The sequence below is a fragment of the Pseudarthrobacter sp. genome (assembly GCF_036675385.1).
Taxonomy (GTDB): Bacteria; Actinomycetota; Actinomycetes; order Actinomycetales; family Micrococcaceae; genus Arthrobacter.
The window spans coordinates 1-16,060 of the sequence record NZ_JAKFFD010000062.1; the positions used below are offsets into that span (position 1 = coordinate 1).

General features: G+C 66.1%; 13 protein-coding genes and 1 tRNA gene. 6 read left to right on the forward strand and 8 right to left on the reverse strand.

The features are described 5' to 3' along the window. The coding region (locus tag V6M49_RS05280) for a heavy metal translocating P-type ATPase (RefSeq protein WP_332760437.1) at positions 1-875 on the reverse strand (875 nt) is incomplete at its 3' end. A gap of 159 nt (positions 876-1,034) precedes the next feature. Then, a complete protein-coding gene (locus V6M49_RS05285) occupies positions 1,035-1,673 on the reverse strand; it encodes an SHOCT domain-containing protein (protein WP_332760439.1) in 639 nt (212 codons plus the stop codon). A gap of 203 nt (positions 1,674-1,876) precedes the next feature. On the opposite strand from V6M49_RS05285, the gene V6M49_RS05290 reads away from it, so the two are divergent. From V6M49_RS05290 to V6M49_RS05300, 3 genes are all read left to right on the forward strand, one after another. After that, on the forward strand, positions 1,877-2,854 hold the full coding sequence (locus V6M49_RS05290) for a magnesium transporter (RefSeq protein WP_332760440.1): 978 nt from the start codon (positions 1,877-1,879) through the stop codon (positions 2,852-2,854). 823 nt (positions 2,855-3,677) lie between these two features. After that, on the forward strand, positions 3,678-4,265 hold the full coding sequence (locus V6M49_RS05295; RefSeq protein WP_332760441.1) for a hypothetical protein: 588 nt from the start codon (positions 3,678-3,680) through the stop codon (positions 4,263-4,265). Positions 4,266-4,504: 239 nt separating this feature from the next. After that, on the forward strand, positions 4,505-5,764 hold the full coding sequence (locus tag V6M49_RS05300; protein WP_246848574.1) for a wax ester/triacylglycerol synthase domain-containing protein: 1,260 nt from the start codon (positions 4,505-4,507) through the stop codon (positions 5,762-5,764). 3 nt (positions 5,765-5,767) lie between these two features. On the opposite strand, the gene V6M49_RS05305 is transcribed toward V6M49_RS05300, so the two are convergent. From V6M49_RS05305 to galU, 5 genes are all read right to left on the reverse strand, one after another. Then, entirely contained in the window at positions 5,768-6,271 is a 504-nt protein-coding gene (locus tag V6M49_RS05305; protein WP_141141150.1) for a flavodoxin family protein, read from the reverse strand. Between the two features lie 823 nt (positions 6,272-7,094). Then, positions 7,095-7,167, reverse strand: a tRNA-Ala gene (locus tag V6M49_RS05310). 138 nt (positions 7,168-7,305) lie between these two features. After that, the gene (locus V6M49_RS05315) at positions 7,306-8,211 is read right to left on the reverse strand and encodes a hypothetical protein (protein WP_332760451.1); all 906 of its coding nucleotides are present in this window, start codon (positions 8,209-8,211) and stop codon (positions 7,306-7,308) included. A 148-nt stretch (positions 8,212-8,359) separates the two neighbouring features. Beyond that, positions 8,360-8,977, reverse strand: a complete 618-nt coding sequence (locus V6M49_RS05320; RefSeq protein ID WP_332760444.1) for a GNAT family N-acetyltransferase — start codon at positions 8,975-8,977, stop codon at positions 8,360-8,362. Between the two features lie 5 nt (positions 8,978-8,982). Then, a complete protein-coding gene (galU, locus tag V6M49_RS05325) occupies positions 8,983-9,888 on the reverse strand; it encodes a UTP--glucose-1-phosphate uridylyltransferase GalU (RefSeq protein WP_104062552.1) in 906 nt (301 codons plus the stop codon). Positions 9,889-9,995: 107 nt separating this feature from the next. Between galU and V6M49_RS05330 the strand changes: the two genes are divergently transcribed. From V6M49_RS05330 to cpaB, 3 genes are all read left to right on the forward strand, one after another. Then, a complete protein-coding gene (locus V6M49_RS05330) occupies positions 9,996-10,616 on the forward strand; it encodes a 5-formyltetrahydrofolate cyclo-ligase (RefSeq protein WP_332760446.1) in 621 nt (206 codons plus the stop codon). Positions 10,617-10,732: 116 nt separating this feature from the next. After that, complete coding sequence (locus tag V6M49_RS05335; RefSeq protein ID WP_141141153.1) at positions 10,733-10,999, forward strand: FmdB family zinc ribbon protein; 267 nt, start codon at positions 10,733-10,735, stop codon at positions 10,997-10,999. Positions 11,000-11,098: 99 nt separating this feature from the next. Then, positions 11,099-11,845, forward strand: a complete 747-nt coding sequence (cpaB, locus tag V6M49_RS05340) for a Flp pilus assembly protein CpaB (RefSeq protein ID WP_141141154.1) — start codon at positions 11,099-11,101, stop codon at positions 11,843-11,845. 19 nt (positions 11,846-11,864) lie between these two features. On the opposite strand, the gene V6M49_RS05345 is transcribed toward cpaB, so the two are convergent. After that, positions 11,865-15,971, reverse strand: coding sequence for an AAA family ATPase (locus tag V6M49_RS05345; protein ID WP_332760449.1), 4,107 nt, complete (start codon positions 15,969-15,971; stop codon positions 11,865-11,867). Positions 15,972-16,060 lie beyond the last annotated feature (89 nt).

Genomic DNA, 16,060 nt, shown 5'->3' on the forward strand with positions numbered 1-16,060 from the left:
CCGGTGAGGGTGACCCAGACGCTGTAGAGCCAGCCGGTGCCGACGGCGATCGCGACCAGGACCATCATGTCCAGGGTGCGGGCCTTCAGCGCCCGGTAGGCTCCGTCGAAGAAGATCCAGACGGAGTAGAAGATGACCGGCAGGGACAGTGCCAGGGCCATGACATCGTCGCGGAGCCCGAACGGCGTCGGGGCGGTGAAGCCGAGCATGTCCCGGCCCATCGGTGACCAGAGCGTCACGCCGATCGACAAGATCGCGGCGACCAGGAACCGGTTGCGCATGTCCTTGACCATGTCATCCATCGACATTCCGGCGTGGTGTCCGCCGTGGCCCATCATGTCCTGCGGCGTCCGGGGCATCTCAGCGTGCGGGCCCGGGCCGTGGCCGGAATGGCTGTCCGCCGGCGGATGGGCATGCCCGGCACGGGGTTCCGCCGTTTCCGGCGCCTGTCCCGGGTGCATTCCCTGGTGATCAGGCTCCATCGGGTGCACATGCTCCATCGTATGCGCGGTCCCGGCGGGGTGGACGTGTCCCGACGGCGGATGGCCGGCGCCGTCATGGCTCATTCCGGAGGTGCGCACGGCTTCTTCCATCGGGTAGCAGACGTGGTCCGGAACTGATTCGCCCCGGCAGTGGTACCCGCAGTCCCGGATCCACCGGGAGATCTGCTCCACGGAGGTCACGGCCGGGTCAAAACTCACGGTCGCGGTCTGGGCGACCGCGTTCGCGTCGACGGCGGCGACTCCTGGCCGCTGCCGCAGCACGTGTTCCACGACTGCTTTGGAGGTGGCCCAGTGCAGGCCACGCACTTCCACGACAGTGCTCTTCAGAGGCGTGCTCACTGCTCCCGCGGCGGGCTTCGGACCGGCAGTCATGGTGTGTCCTTTCGCAGGGGTGTCTGAGGAGGACAGCGGCGCGGTTCACCCGCTGTCGGACCTTCACTGCGTAGAGGCTCCCGCCCGCGACGACGATTTCCGGTTACCCCGAACGTATACCCCTAGGGGGTATACGTCAAGTGGGTGCACCAGGGCTTTTCACCGTTCTCCGTGGGCGCGTCGGAGGACGGTGAGGCGGGCGGTGTATTCGCTCTCGTCGATTTCGCCGCGGGCAAACCGTTCGGCGAGCAGATTCTCCGCGATGCCCGGTCCCGGGGCGCCGCCCTCGTACCGGCGGCCTCCGGCTCCCATGGTGCGGGCGAAGAGGATGATGGCGGTGATGACGGCGCCCCAGAACAGGACGAAGCTCACCCCCATCAGAATGTAGCCCCAGACACCCATGTTCCCGTCCCAATACATCATCGCCGTTTCCTCCCCGCGCGCAGATGTACGCGCGCCTCTGCGTTCACTATCGTCCCGGCCGGTGCGCGGCGTCAGAGTCTTTGGTCCCCGCCCTTCCATGTCCTGCGGCGGGGTTGGCGGAGCACAATCCAGGGGGAGGCCAGGACCAGGCCGGTGGCGGTAGCTCGCCGGGAGGAACAGGGAGACGTCGATGCCAATGACGGGCACGAGCAGCGTCCAGGCAGTCAGGAGGTCCAGGCGGGGGTGCACGGCTTCTGTGAACCAGGCCAGGAACGCTGCCGCCGTCAGGACGAGGGAGAGGAAGAGCAGGAATGTGATGAACTGAGGGGTCCAGTTGATCGCCTGTACCGGCGGCGAGCAGGACCAGCCAGGCACCTGAACCGGCGCCGCTGCTGAGTCCGACCACTAGCAGGCCGACGAATCCGGCGATGATCCCGAGCAGCGTCCGTGCCAACAAACATTGCGCGAAAGCAACCGCGGTATAGGCTGGAAGTTCTGTACGATGTTCACGGCGACGGCAAGGCGTGGCTCCAGGCTCCTGCGCAAGTATCGCGCCTCAAACTGTCGAAGGATGCCCGATGACGGTTCTCGACCCTGCCAGGTCCGGTCAGTTCCGCACGGCAGCCCAACACGCTTCGCGCCGGGTGCCTATCGCGCAACGCGACGAGCTGGCCAGCCACGTCCTGGACGCCATGCGTGGCCAACACTACGAAAGTGCTGCAGCGGTCGCGGTCCTCGATGGTGACCAGCTGCTCGGCCTGGTCACCATCGAGCGGCTGCTCGCCGCCCAACCCACCACTCCGATTAGCCTGCTGATGGACGCCAACCCTCCCGTTGTCGCGTCCTCAACCGTTCAGGAGCAGGCGGCTTGGAAAGCCGTCCACCACAACGAGCCCACCCTCGCCGTCATTGACGAGGGTCGGTTCGTCGGTCTCGTACCCGCCACCGCCCTTCTTGAGGTGCTGTTGACAGAACATGACGAGGACTTGGTCCGTCTGGGCGGATTCCTGCGATCTGCATCACCTGCTCAGATGACCACGGTGGAGCCGGTGCTGCGTCGCCTTTGGCATCGCCTCCCATGGCTGGGTGTTGGGCTCGTCGGCGCGTTGCTGGCGGCCGGGATCGTGGGCAACTTTGAAGCCGATCTGGCTGAGCATGTCCTCATCGCTTTCTTCGTCCCCGGCGTGGTCTATCTCGCCGACGCGATCGGAACGCAGACGGAAGCGCTCGTCATTCGTGGCCTTTCGCTTGGGATAGGCGTGCGGCGCATCGTCGGGCGCGAGATCGCCACCGGTGCGCTTCTGGGTCTGATCCTCGGAGGGGTGTCACTGCTCCTTGTGGGATCAATCTGGCGGGACTGGCATGTCGCGTTGGCCGTCGCGCTCTCACTGCTGGCTGCGGCTTCGATCGCTACCGTCATTGCCCTGGTTTTGCCCTGGGGGATCAGCAAACTGGGCAAGGACCCGGCCTTCGGCTCCGGGCCCCTCGCCACGGTGACACAGGACCTCCTGACCGTGATGATCTACCTCACTACCGCCTCAGCCCTCGTGGTCTGACGTCCCGCCGCTGCGATCGTCTCGTGCCATGGCGCCTCTGCCGGGCGGTCTGTCCGCACAGGACTCATGCTGTTCCGGCCCCGCTACTCGCCTCTTTGGATGCCCGGAAGCGTGGTGTCGTCGGTTATCCGAGCAGGAAGGGGTCCACCGCGCAGATCGCGGACCGGATAGCCGAAATCTTGCGGCGTTCGGGAAACGACGTGGACGTAAGCCCGGCCCTCGTCGGTTCCCATCCTATTGAGGTGTTGCGGTCGGTCGAGGAAGTCCAGTAGTCCGGCGCGGGTAGGCGAGGCTGGCGCCGACAACAACGGCGACCATCGCCATCGGAACCAAGCCGCTCGTGTCCCCGCTCACGACGATCAGCACCATCGCGGCGATGAAGCCCGATCCCATCAGCAATGGAGAAGACCAGTGCCGGTAGGGTCAAGAACAACCCCTTCTTGTTCCCGCGCAGGGCGAGCACCCCGATGATAATCCTGCCCGGCAGGACCACGGACAGGTCGATGACATGGATGGGGTTCATTGTCAGCCCAGCTATTTCCAGGCTCGACGGTGCCTGCCCCGAAAGGGTAGCTGGAACTAGTTCGCTCAACCACAACAGGGCGAAGAGCCTGCCGGTGACGATCAGGACCCACCCGGCGAAAACGCGGGCCCAGAGCTGCGTCGCTCTAAGGGAGCCAGCGCGCATCCTGATCGCACTCACGAGCCTACCGAGCACTCCCAGCTAGTCCCTGCAGAGGGTTCCATGTGATCGCGCGCGCGAGCGAGTGGATGCCGCGCCCGGCGCCTCTCGTTGAAGGTTCGCCGGTGTTAGTCTCTTGCCATGCGCGCAAAATTCACGCTTCGGTGGATCGTCGCGGTGACGATCGGCGAGGCGACGGGGTTCGCCGTCACTGCGGGCGCGGGGATCCTCACGATCGTCATGGGGATCGGGGCCCCGTGGAGCCTGATCCTCGTGGTGGCAGCCGGTGCGATCGAGGGTGCGGCCCTGGCGACCGGACAGTATCTCGCGATGGAACAGAACCGACCGCGAAGGGGCTTGTGGCTCGGCGCGACGGCAGTCGCGGCATCCGTTGCCTGGCTGCTCGGCATGCTGCCGAACACGATCGGGCTTCGCATCGATTCCTTCGGTACCATCGCGTTGCTGGTTGTCGGGGCGCTCGTGCTGCTCGGCAGCATCCCGTTCGCCCAGTGGCTGGCCATGCGACGGCCGGGCACGTTCCGCTGGGTGCCGATCAACATGGGCGCCTGGCTCGTTGCGATCCTGTGGACGGCTGCGCCGTCGCCCTTCATCGACGAGGGGAGCCCGATCCCGCTCGTCGCAGCACTCTACGTCCTCGCTGGCTTCCTCATGGCTGTCACGATCGCTGCGCTGACGGCCCCCACGGCCAGGTCGTTTTTCGGCCGATAGCCGCGCTCGTGTGCCCGCGGTCGAAGAGCCCCCATCGCGAAGCCCGCAACCGCGGTCCAGAACGCCGCCGAAGCTCGCCGGAGGAGCAGGAGCACAAAAGCGAGCAGCCGGGTTCCCCCGACCACGACGAGGAGGATGATACAGCGATTCCCGTAGCGACAGAGTGCTGCGGCGTCCGGACTGTCGCTCGTGGCATGTCAGGCCGGGGATCTCACGGCTATTGTCGTAACATGCACCCCGTGACGCAAAGGCTTGCCCCGGTCGACGAGGCGAACCTGGTGCTCGATCACGTCGGCCAGGTCAACGTGTTCCTCGTCGCCGGTCTGCTCGCGCCGGGCGGTTTCCTGGCTCCGGATGGCACCACGGATATGGCCGAGCTGCGGGCGGCTCTCCGCGAGCGGATCGCGGCGCTGCCGGCGCTGTGCAGAAGAGCTGTCCTGGTGGGTCGTCGACACCACTGGATCGACACCGCGCCCGACCTCGAGCACCACATCCGCCTCGTGGAGCCCGTCGATGGTCTTGCGGGTCTCGAGCACAAATGCGCCGAGCTCATGAGTCAGCCGCTCGGGTTGGATCGTCCGCTGTGGGAGATCCTGGTGGTGCCGAGTGCGACGGCGGGAGAGCTCGGAGTCGTGCTGCGCATCCATCATGCGGTCGCCGACGGGATGGCGGCGGTGGCGATCGTGCAGCAGCTCTTCGATGCGGGGGAGCCGCGGGAGGCACCGGCGATGGCACGCCGTGTGCGGGTGCTGACGGAGGCGCCGAGTCGAACGCTGTGGCAGACCGTGCGTCGGTTGCGTGTCGGTCTGCACCGCATCCGCAAGACATTGCGGGGTCGTGACATCGGCGCCACGGTGCTGCTGGGTGAACGCAGCGCGCACCGCGGGGTCGTCTTTCTGCGTACCGACATCGAGGCGCTCGAGACAGCGGTGCGCACGCAGGGTGCCACGGTGAACGATGCCCTGCTCGCTGCTGCGGCGTCCGGCTTCCGAGCCGCCCTGACGGCAGCCGGTGAGCCGATTCCCGCCCGGCTGATGGTATCGGTGCCGGTGGCGCTGCGGCGACGCGGGACCGCGGGGAACCAAGTGGGGGTCATGCTCGTGGGGCTGCCGCTCCGCGAGCCCGACCCCGGTGAGCGCTTGCGGCTCATCGCCGCGCAGACCCGCGAGGAGAAGGCCCGGGCGAGGGACCAGGGCACGCTCGAGTTCATGCGCGGCCCGATCGGCGCGCGCATCCTGGACCGCGTTGCTCGGCGGCAGCATCTCGTCGCCGGGATCGTCACCAACGTGCCGGGCCCCGAAGGCGCTTTCCGCCTCGCGGGGGCTCCGGTCGTCTCGCTCTGGCCGGTTGGGGTGCTCGCCGGCAACGTACGGTTCGGTGTCGCGGCTGTCTCGTACACCGGCAACCTGTTCTGCGGCATCCACTTCGACGCGACGAATGTGCCGGGCGCCGCGTTCGCGCGCGCCATGGGCGAGGAGATGGCGCGCCTCGGCGCGTGAGCCTCAGTGGTGGGATAGGAGTCTCGCGAGCTCCGCTCCCCAGCGTCGCGCGCGTTCCAGTTCCCCGTCGGCGACCGGGCCTGCATAACCGTGCACGCCGAACGTCTCGGGCTTCGCGACCGGCCGGAATCCAAGCCCGACAAGCCGTTTCATGGCCTTCTTCGCCGCCGACCCCGGGAGCCGAGGACTGACGACCCGCGTATCGAACGTCGCCACGGGAACTGCGCGACCCGGCGAGGTGTGCGCTTCGATCCACTCGCGGATGCCTCGTGCCGGGACGTGCTCGGCACCCTGTTGCTTCGCCGACTCGCGTGTCGACCCGGTCGACATGGAGAACGCGTGGGTCGGTCCGCCGACCACGAGAAGATCAACGTCGGAGTCCAGCGCGCTCGGCGCCGACGCCGCGTCCACTACGTCAGTGCGTTCGCCACCGATTCCGGCGGCGATCTCACGCGCGAGCTGCTCCGTGTTTCCCCAGAGCGATTCGAAGACTACTACTGCACGCATGATGCTCCTCCCTCTCCTTTGCCGACAGTGTAGTGCCGCCCACGCCACGGCGCACCCCGAAAGGCGATCCACAGAGTCCGGTATGGTCACGACCAGACAATGCCACATCGCGAAACGGAGAGATCGGAAGAGATGCCAGCCCGTCGTCGCCGGTCTGGAAAACGACATCGACGAGATCGAGGACGAGCTGTTCGGCGCCGGCCCGGACGTGGCCCGCGCTTCAGGACATCGATCTTCGAGCAGAACCGGCAACTATCACCATTTTCGGAAGTGTAGTCATGGAAAAGGGCCGCGGCGCCTACCGGCAAGACCGTCCGAAGACCAGAGCCGGCTTCTCCACCATGAAGGTGCCTCCATTTGCCGCGCAAACCCTCCGACGCAGGCATGCAGCCGAACAGCCCATGCCCGAAGACATGTTGTTCCCGTCCTCCGCAGGAACCGTTCGCAGCCCACATAACTTCCGCAGCCAATGGCGGGACTCCCACGCTGGATCCCCTATGAATGGGTAACCCCGCATGTCTTCCGTAAATCCGTTGCCACTCTCATCGACTAGGAATACAGTTCCACACAAGCTGCCGCCCAGTTGAGTCATTCCGGAACCGCAGTCACGGAGAAGCATTAGATCGCAACGGCAACCGAATCGCCGGATCTCACTAAGGCACTCCAAGAGTCTGGCAAAGAGCCACCGCCTCATCCGGAACGAAAGTCCGTGTGAACGCTGGAACTCTTCCCAAAGCGTGTGGTTTCCGTGTGGTTGGCCCGAAAACTGGCAAGAGAAAAGCCCTCCAACCCAACGTTTCCGCAGGTCAGAAGGCTTTTGCAGTGGAGCTAAGGAGATTCGAACTCCTGACCTCTTCGATGCGAACGAAGCGCTCTACCAACTGAGCTATAGCCCCGGAACAGTCCGTGTCCCCGGGAAGGAACGGCGGTACCGGTGACCTTAGGCTACAAATTTTCGTCCCGCATTGCGAATTGACACTCCGCGCCCGGACTAATGGGCGGTTGGGTCTGCTCCGGGCGAACCCGGTCGGGTATCAGGCGCGGCGGCGCTGCAGGACGTCGTCGAGGTTGCTTAGGGCGCTCTGCGCCTTGGTGAGGGGCTTGGCGGCGGGCGCGCCGGGCGTGGTTGCGGGAGCGCCCTGCTTCAGGGACGGTTTACCGACGGCTTTGGGTGCCTCGGGAAGGTCAAGCGGCTGGGGCGCCGGACGCTCGGCCTTGGCGGCCTCAACGTACACCGGCTTTGGCACGTCCACCGGTTCCCAGGTTGTGACGGCCGGCGCCAGCGAAGCGGCGGCGGCGCTGGCATCTCCGGCGGCTACCGCAACAGCCAGTGCGGCTTCCCGGAGCTCCATCGCGGTAAGGGGCTTTGGCTTCGGCTTGGCCTGGTGGGCCTCTGCATCAAAGAGACGGCTTTCCGGCCGGGCGGCGGGACGCACTGCGGTGTCTGCGGCCGCCGCTCCCTGACGCCGGGCGGGGGCGCTCATCGCTGAGCGGAAAGCTGCGTTCACTTTGGCTTTGCGGTCACGCACAGCCAGGAAACGCAGCAGGAAAACGGCTGCAATGGTGGTGGCAAGGCCCGTGACCGGCAGCAGCGCGCTGCCGATTCCGAACGGCAGGAGAACACCCGAAACAAACGCGGTCAAGAACGCCAGGACACCAACGAGGGCGATCCCTGTCCTGCCATAGCGGATCCGGAACGCGCCGCGCGTCGTCGCGTTGCCGGACGTTTCCGTGGCGGTTTCGGGGCTCTTCCTGATCTCCATGGCTTTCTCCTGCTGGGCGGCGATGTTCAATACCGTCCCGGCTCTCGGGTCCGATGATTCAATGGCTGGTACTTCCGCCAGGAAGTCACCAGCGGCCTGGGCCTGGTGCCGGCGGTTCCGCAGAACGTAGGGCGCAACCCATACGATCCAGAGCACAACGGCAACCACAAGGATCACTGAGCTGCTTAGGGGGAAGTCCACAATCAAAACCGTATGAGCATTAGGGCAGCCGCCCCCGCATTAGCAACGGTGTGTCGCCGGCAACGTGGCAATTCACTGGATTTATGACCGTGGAAGTGCCCATGCAGGGTTCAGGTCCGGCGGGTCAGGACCGGGACGCGAGCCACGGGGCGAGCAGTCCCTCCGGGACCTCGTCAGCGGTCAGCGCGAAGGACCTGTGGTCCGCCCACTCCCCGTTGATGTGAAGGAAGCGCGGACGGTAGCCTTCGTCACGGAATCCCAGCTTCTCAACCACGCGCAGGCTGGGGCCATTCTCGGGCCGGATGTTGATCTCCATACGGTGCAGGCCGAGGGCCTGGAAGCAATGGTCTGTAGCCATGGCCACCGCCGTGGGTGCGATGCCGTGACCCGCGCGCGCCTGGTCAACCCAGTACCCCAGCGTGGCCATCATGGCCGAACCCCACACAATCGAGGACACGGTCAGCTGGCCAACAATGACCGGGGCAGCCAACCTGGGTGTGCGCTCAGTGATGAGGAACGGCAGGGCCGTCCCCTGGGCGGCCTGGATTTTCAAGGACCGCACCATCTGCCGGTAGTCAGGCAGCGCACCGCCTGGTGCCGGGTTGGATGCTTCCCAGGGCGCCAGCCACTCGCTGTTGCGCCCACGGACCTCGGTCCATTCCTTCTTGTCCCGGTACCGGATGGGGCGCAGGATCAGGTCGCCGCATTCGAGTGTCACGGGCCAGATGGATCCGGGGCGCACGGCAGTTATTTAGCGAGGCCGGCCGCGAAGCCCGGCAGCCACTCCCGCAGCCCGGGGCCAAGGTCGTCGCTGTCGATGGCGAGCTGGACGCAGGCCTTGAGGTAGCTGAGCTTGTCACCGGTGTCGTAGCGGCGGCCGCGGAAGACCACGCCGTAAACCCCGTAGCCATCACCATCGCCGGCTGCCAGCTCCTGCAGGGCATCGGTCAGCTGGATTTCCCCGCCCCGGCCCGGGCCGGTGTGCTCGAGCACGTCAAAAACTGCCGGGTGGAGCACGTAGCGGCCAATGACTGCCAGGTTTGAGGGCGCCTCATCCACGCTGGGCTTTTCGACGAGCTTGTTGATCCTGACGTAGCCTTCACCGTCGATCTCCTGCACATCGGCGCAACCATAGGCACTGATCTGGGAGGGTTCCACCTCGATGAGGGCCACCACGGATCCGCCGGTCTTGGACTGGACTTCGATCATGGTGCTGAGGAGTTCGTCCCGGGCATCGATCAGGTCATCGCCGAGGAGGACGGCAAACGGTTCGTTGCCGACGTGCTGCTTTGCACGCAGTACCGCGTGGCCCAGGCCGTTGGGGTCACCCTGGCGGACGTAGTGGATGTCACCGAGGTTGCTGGCTGCCTGGATGGACTCAAGTTTGGCCAGGTCGCCCTTGGCTTCCAGCGTGTCCTCCAACGAAGGAACCCTGTCGAAGTGGTCCTCCAGGGCACGCTTATTGCGTCCCGTGATCATCAGGATGTCGTTAAGGCCAACGTTGACAGCCTCTTCAACCACGTACTGGATGGCAGGCTTGTCCACCACCGGGAGCATTTCCTTGGGCATGGCTTTTGTGGCCGGCAGGAACCTGGTGCCGAGGCCGGCAGCTGGAATAACGGCCTTGCGTACTGTCTGCTGAGTGGTAGTCACTGGACTAATCTAACGGAGGGGCTGACCATTCAGTAATTGGTGGTGGCTCCTGAGCCAGCGCGGCGCAGACGCTGCAACGGCCACCCGAACGGCAACGAAGGAGCGGCATGCCCCAAGGCAGCAGTGAAGCCAAGGCGGACATCCGCGCACAGCATCGTGCGCGCCGCGCCGCGACGGACCCCACGCAACGCGACGCGGCAGGCGCCGCCCTGGCGGTCCACGGCACTGCTTGGGCTGAACAGCTCACCGGTGGGACGCCGTCGACCTTTTGCGCCTATCTGGGCGTGGCCCCGGAGCCGCCCACGCTGCCCCTGATCATCGAACTCCACCGGCATGGCCACAGGGTCCTGCTCCCTGTCTGCGAGCCCGGCCGCCGGCTGAGCTGGACCTACTGGACTCCCGGCGTCGAGTTTGTCCGCAGCCGCTACGCCCCCGTGCTGGAACCGGCCGGACCGCGTCATGGCCTCGGCATCATGGCCTCCGTTGCTGCACTCTTCGTCCCCGCTACGGCCGTGGACAAGGACGGCAACCGCATAGGCCAGGGCGGCGGCTACTACGACGTCCTGTTGGGCTCCCTCGCCGGGAACGGCCTTGAGATCCCGTTTGCGGCCATCGTCTTCGATTCCGAACTGCTCCCGGCCGGAAGCATTCCCGCCGAAGACTTTGACCGGAGGGTTCCGGCCGCGCTCACGCCCTCAGGTTTGATCCGGCTGCCGGACCCGGCCTGACGGAAGGCTGCTTTCCGGGGGTGATAGAATTGGCACTCAGGCCCTACGACTGCTAATGGACGGTTTCCGCTCAGCGCAGCACAGGACCTCTCGTTTGCCCCCGAGGAGGATCACCAGTGCCCACTTATGCTTACGCCTGCAAGGATTGCGGCCACGCCTTCGACGTTTTCCAGTCGTTTACCGACAGCACCCTGACTTCATGCCCGGAGTGCCAGGGCGCCTTGCGCAAGAAGTTCAACAGCGTGGGCGTGGTCTTCAAGGGCTCCGGTTTCTACCGGACCGACTCCCGGGATGCCAAGGGAAGCACCGTTTCGGCTGCCCCCTCCGCCCCCGCGGCCGCACCGGCGCCGGCACCTGCCACGGTTGCCGCTGCCGCCAGCTGACCTCCCGCCAAAAAAGACGTACGACGTCGGCAGCACGGTTTTCCACATAGCCACCTTTGCTTCTGTCGGGCTCGGTTGCCGGAACGTAGCGTGGTTCCCATGCCCGCTACCCTCTTTCGTTCCAGCCGTGGATCCGCCCCGCCGGGACGCCCTGCCCGCCGTCCGCTCCCGTCAGCACGACCCCGGGGAGCGGGTGGCCACAGGCTGTTGTCCTGGCTGGGCCGGAACCGGCGCCTCGCAATAGCGCTCCTGCTCTGCCTTGCTGCCGGGATCACGGTCCATCAGCTCACTCCCCCGCCCGCCGATACGGTCTCGGTGTTGGCGGCGGCGCGGGATCTCCCCGCAGGCACGGCCTTGACAGCCACGGACCTGACGGCCACGAAAATCCCGCCGGGGATGCTCACTGCCGGGTCCATGTCCGACACCGGTGACGCCGCGGGAAAGCAACTGGCAGCCCCATTGCGGAAGGGCCAACTGGTGACAGACTCCCTGCTGCTGGGTCCCGGCCTCCTGACCGGAACGCCACCGGGCTCCGCAGCCGTGCCCTTGAGGATGGCCGATCCCTCCTCCATCCAGCTCGTATCGCCCGGGCAACTGGTCAACGTGGTGCTGACCGGGGCGAACGGCTACGACCAGCATTCCCCCTCGGAGGTGCTGGCTTCATCCGTTCCCGTCCTGTGGACGTCAGGGCAAGGCGGCAAGACGGGTCAGTGGTTGGGCACCGGCGAGACCGACGGGCTGATCGTCGTGGCAGCAGCCCCGGAGCAGGCTGCCCGGCTGGCGGGAGCCTCCACTCAGGGCAAGCTGTTTTTCGTCCTGGTGGGACCCGAGGGCGGGGCCGGGTGACGCCGCTGCAGCCTGGAGGTCAGCCCCAGTGCGGCGGCTTGTTTTCCTTCAGCCATGCGTCGTGATCGTTGTCGGGGCCATCGCCCCAGCGCTTCGGGTCATCCTCCGCAGCCTTGTTGGGCAGGATGCCAGCTGTCCCAGGCAGCTGGCGCTCCGGCACAGCCGCGTTCCCGTTTCGTGCGTCGTCCGCCTGGTCGTTACCGTGTGTATCTGCCTGGTCGGCGTTCCGTGGGGTCACAACAACCGCCTCCTCACTGGCCAGGCGTCCGGCCTGGTCGTCGTTCCTGTCGTTTCCTTCGCTCGCAAGCGCGAGCGGGTCCATGTCCTCGTCAAAGAATCCGCCCGAAGCCGCGCCCCGTCCGGGCGGCAGAATATTCTCAAGGCCCAGGTAACCCGCGATCCGGTCCGCGCAGGCGGACGGGTCCGTGAAGACTTCGATGGTCCACAGCGGCATGTACCGCCAGCCCATCCGTTCCAGCAGCTGCGGACGGAGCCGGCTCCGCTCACGGACACTCATGATGCGGTATTGCTCCGTGCCATCCGATTCGATGGCCACCGGCCGCGGAATCTCGGCGTCGTCCTGCCCCATGGTGCTGAGCGGGTCTGCTGCGGCCACCACGTCAATCACGCCGTCGTACTGGTGCCAGACGCGGGCACCGCGGGCACGCAGCCGGTCACCAAGATCGGCGACGAGGGGATCGGCCCCAAGCGCCTGCTCACTGGCGGCGGCACGCGAGGCCGGAGTTCCGAGATCGGTCTTTCCCGCAATCTCACGGTTCAGGAGCTCGTAGAAGTCCACCGCGCCGTAGGACAGCCGCGTGTGATCGAGGTCTTCGGGCTGGAAACACGTCAGGACGTGGAGTGAACGCCGTGCACGTGTCATCGCCAAAGCGAATTTTTCCCGCCCGCCCTCAGCGGACAGGGGTCCGAAATTGTGCAGCGCCCGGCCGTGCGGAGTGCGGCCGAAACCGGGTGAGAAGATCACGTGGTCACGGACCAGGCCCTGCGCCCTCTCAAGGTCAACCACCCGGAACGACTCGGATCCTGCGCTGAAGAAGCTGGCCAGGCCCGGGTGGTTCGGGAGCTGAAGACGGATGGACTCACCGATCCGGGCAGCATGGCGAAGGCTGGCGGTGACCACTGCCAGCGATGTGCGCGGCCGTGTCCGGGCGTGCTCAAAGACCAGCTGCACCACCCGGTTAACCTCGGCCACTACGGATTCGACGCCTTCGTGGTCGGCACTGGGCAGTCCGGTGCCGTCGGGAAGGTACTCCACCAGCAGCGCCCTGTCCAAGCCCGTGGCGGACTGTCCCTCGGGGAGCCTGCGGAGGGCGCCGTCGTAAGAGTTCTTGCTCAGCTGCAGGACCAGGTCCTCGTCAACCGCGCGGTAGACAAAATTCAGCCGCCAGACAGGCAGGATGGCAGACAGCGCCGAGAACGCGCTTTCGACGCGCTGGTGGGCCGCTTCACCGGCGGCCAGCCGCTCAACACCCACCGTGAACGTCCGGGGGCTGGCAATCTTGGCATCACCGAAAGCAATGACCTGCCTGGCGCGGGCGATGGCGGGCAGGACGGCCTGCAGCGACGTCGCTTCGGCGTCCAGGATGACCACGGCGTCGAAGCGCTGTTCCGCCGGCAGGAGCCCGGTCATGAGGTACGGGCTGACCGACCAGACCGGCACCAGCATGGGGACCAGCTCGGCTGCCTGGGCCGTCAGCGCGGCGAGGGTAACCCGGCCGTCCTTGAGCAGGCTCCTGAGGAGTTGGGCCTGGCGCGGATGTTCCGCAAGCGCGGCACGCCACCGTTCGGACAGTTCCCAGCGCAGGCGCGCCGCGCCGCTGGCAATATGGGCGTTGTCCGCGAGCCGGTATTCGGCCTCAAGCTGCCGGAGTGCGTCCCCGTCAGACATAGCCAGGTAATCGTCCCCGCTGATCATCGCTTCCAGCGCGGACTGCCACCAGGCCAGTTCAAGCTCGGCTGCGACGGACTCTGCGGGAACCTCCCGCTCCGCAAGATCGGCGAGGAGCTCCCCCAGGCCGTGCTCGCGCATGTTTTCTACAAGCAGGGTGCGCTCGGGCAGCGTTTTCAGCGTGTGGGTGTCGGCCACGAGCCGCTCCAGCCGCTCCATGAGTTCCTCATAGCGGGCCGTGGCCAGCGAACCGCCGGCCTGCGTGTACCGGAGGGCTTCCCCCAACTGGGTCAGCTCCCGGTCCAGGGACCTGTACATCACGTTCATCTCGGCAAGGCCCGAGGGGACGGCCGGATGGCGCTGCGAGGTGGCGTAGCCTGACCAGAGGGCACGCTGGTCCTGCACCAGCACCAGCGAGCTGTGGAGATCGGTGATGTGGACGCCCGGACGGACGTACTCCTTCGCGACGCGGCGCAGGCGGGAACGTTGCATCGAGGCCATGTCGACATTCCGCTCCCGGCGCCAGGCGGAGGACGCCGTGGCGGAGATGAGATCGTTGACCGGCCTGTCGAAGATGTCAGGTGTGAACTTGTCGAGGCTTTCGCGGACAGCCATGAGGAGCTCGAGCTGCTCCCCCCACTCCGAGAAGGACGTGCCAAGCCGGATTTCGGCGTGTTCGGCCACGCTGTTCATCCGGTCGCGCAGGACAGGCAGGTTCTTGGCCACTGACCGGGCGAGTTCCTGGGCCTCCTCGGTCTCCTTGCGGGTGAGCAGCCGGGCGCCGTGCCACGGGCTGGTAGTGGAGGCGCGGCTGAAGCTGCCAAGCTCGGCAGCGCGGCGAAGCCTGCCGGCGAGCTCGTTGCGGTCGCGGATGCTGTCCAGCACACTGCGCTTGAGCCGCACGGTGGTGGCGGGGGCGGGGTGGATGGAGGTCAGCTCGGCTAGTGACTGCATGGCCTGATACGGCGAGCAGCCCCAGCGCTGGCGCACGTTATGCAGGGACGCCACGTGGTCCATCAAGGCGTGCCGGTGCTCGGTGAGGGTCCGGTGGAGGTTCCCCAGCTGCGGTTCAAGTGACTTTTCGTTCCGTACGATAGCCCGCACCAGCTGGGCCTTGAGCTGCTGTGGTGTGGCTGTGCCGGAGAGCTGGAACAGGATGGATTCAAGTCCCAGCGATTCCAGTTGTGCCGATACTTCATTCAGGCTGGCCCGGCGGTCACCCACCACCAGGACCGACCGCCCGGCGTCCACCAGTGCACCGATGGTGTTGATGGCCGTCTGGGTCTGTCCCGTGCCCGGCGGGCTGCTGACCACCAGCGAGTCTCCTGCGCGGGCGGCATCAATGACGTACTGCTGGTCCGGATCGGCGTCGAGGAGGAGGAGTTCGTCGTCCGGGTGGCGCGCGTCCACGCTCGGGAAGCGGGAGGGGTCCGGCGCGGGTACATCAATGACTTCACCGCTGGCCGCCTTGGCCAGGGCGGCGACCAGCGGGTTGCCCTCGTTGATCCAGGGATCGTCCAGGTTGCCGGAGAGGTCCGCAAACGTGGACACCAGCAGATTGTGCTGGGCTTCGGCGCCATGGATGGGCCGGATGAGGGTTGCGAGCCTATCCAGGACAGGCTGGGGATCGAAGCGTGCGGTGCTGTACGCGAGGCGTGTCACGGCGTTGACGTCAAAAACAATGCCATGGATGGTCTTCAGGTGCCGGACCAGGGCCGGGTTGATGTTGGCCTGCTCGGTGAGCTGCAGTTCGTAGTCGTCCTCACCCGGGCGGACCGTGAGCGAGATTGCGGTGAGCATCACCGGCGCGGAAACCCGCTGGGGTTTGCCGCCAACAGCGGAGGTCCACACAACGGTGCCTGCGGAAAGGTAACCGGCATCTATGCCACGGTCATTACCGAGTTCGAAGATTTTCGAGCGGATGTTCCGCGATGCCCGGGCCGCAACGACGTACTGCTGGTGGTCGCGGATGAGTGTGGACAACCGTGTGCGGCGGCCGGCCATGAGCTGGGCCAGACCTGACGGGTGCGCATGGGTCAGGTCAATGGAACCTTCGGGGGTCTTGGTGAAACGCAGCATGGTGTCTGCCCCGGTGACGGGTTTAAGCCCGGACAGCCATTTTCCGAGCTCCTCAGAACCCTCCGCGTGGCCTTGACCAACTGACACTACTGCCTTCTTTTCTGCGTTTGCACGTGACGCCCTGGACCATACCGGCATACTTTCGAGCGTAGCCGCAAAGGAGCCGGGATGAGAGACCGCAACACTGGATCAGGCCAAATTGCGGCGGATTTCAACGGATGACAGCA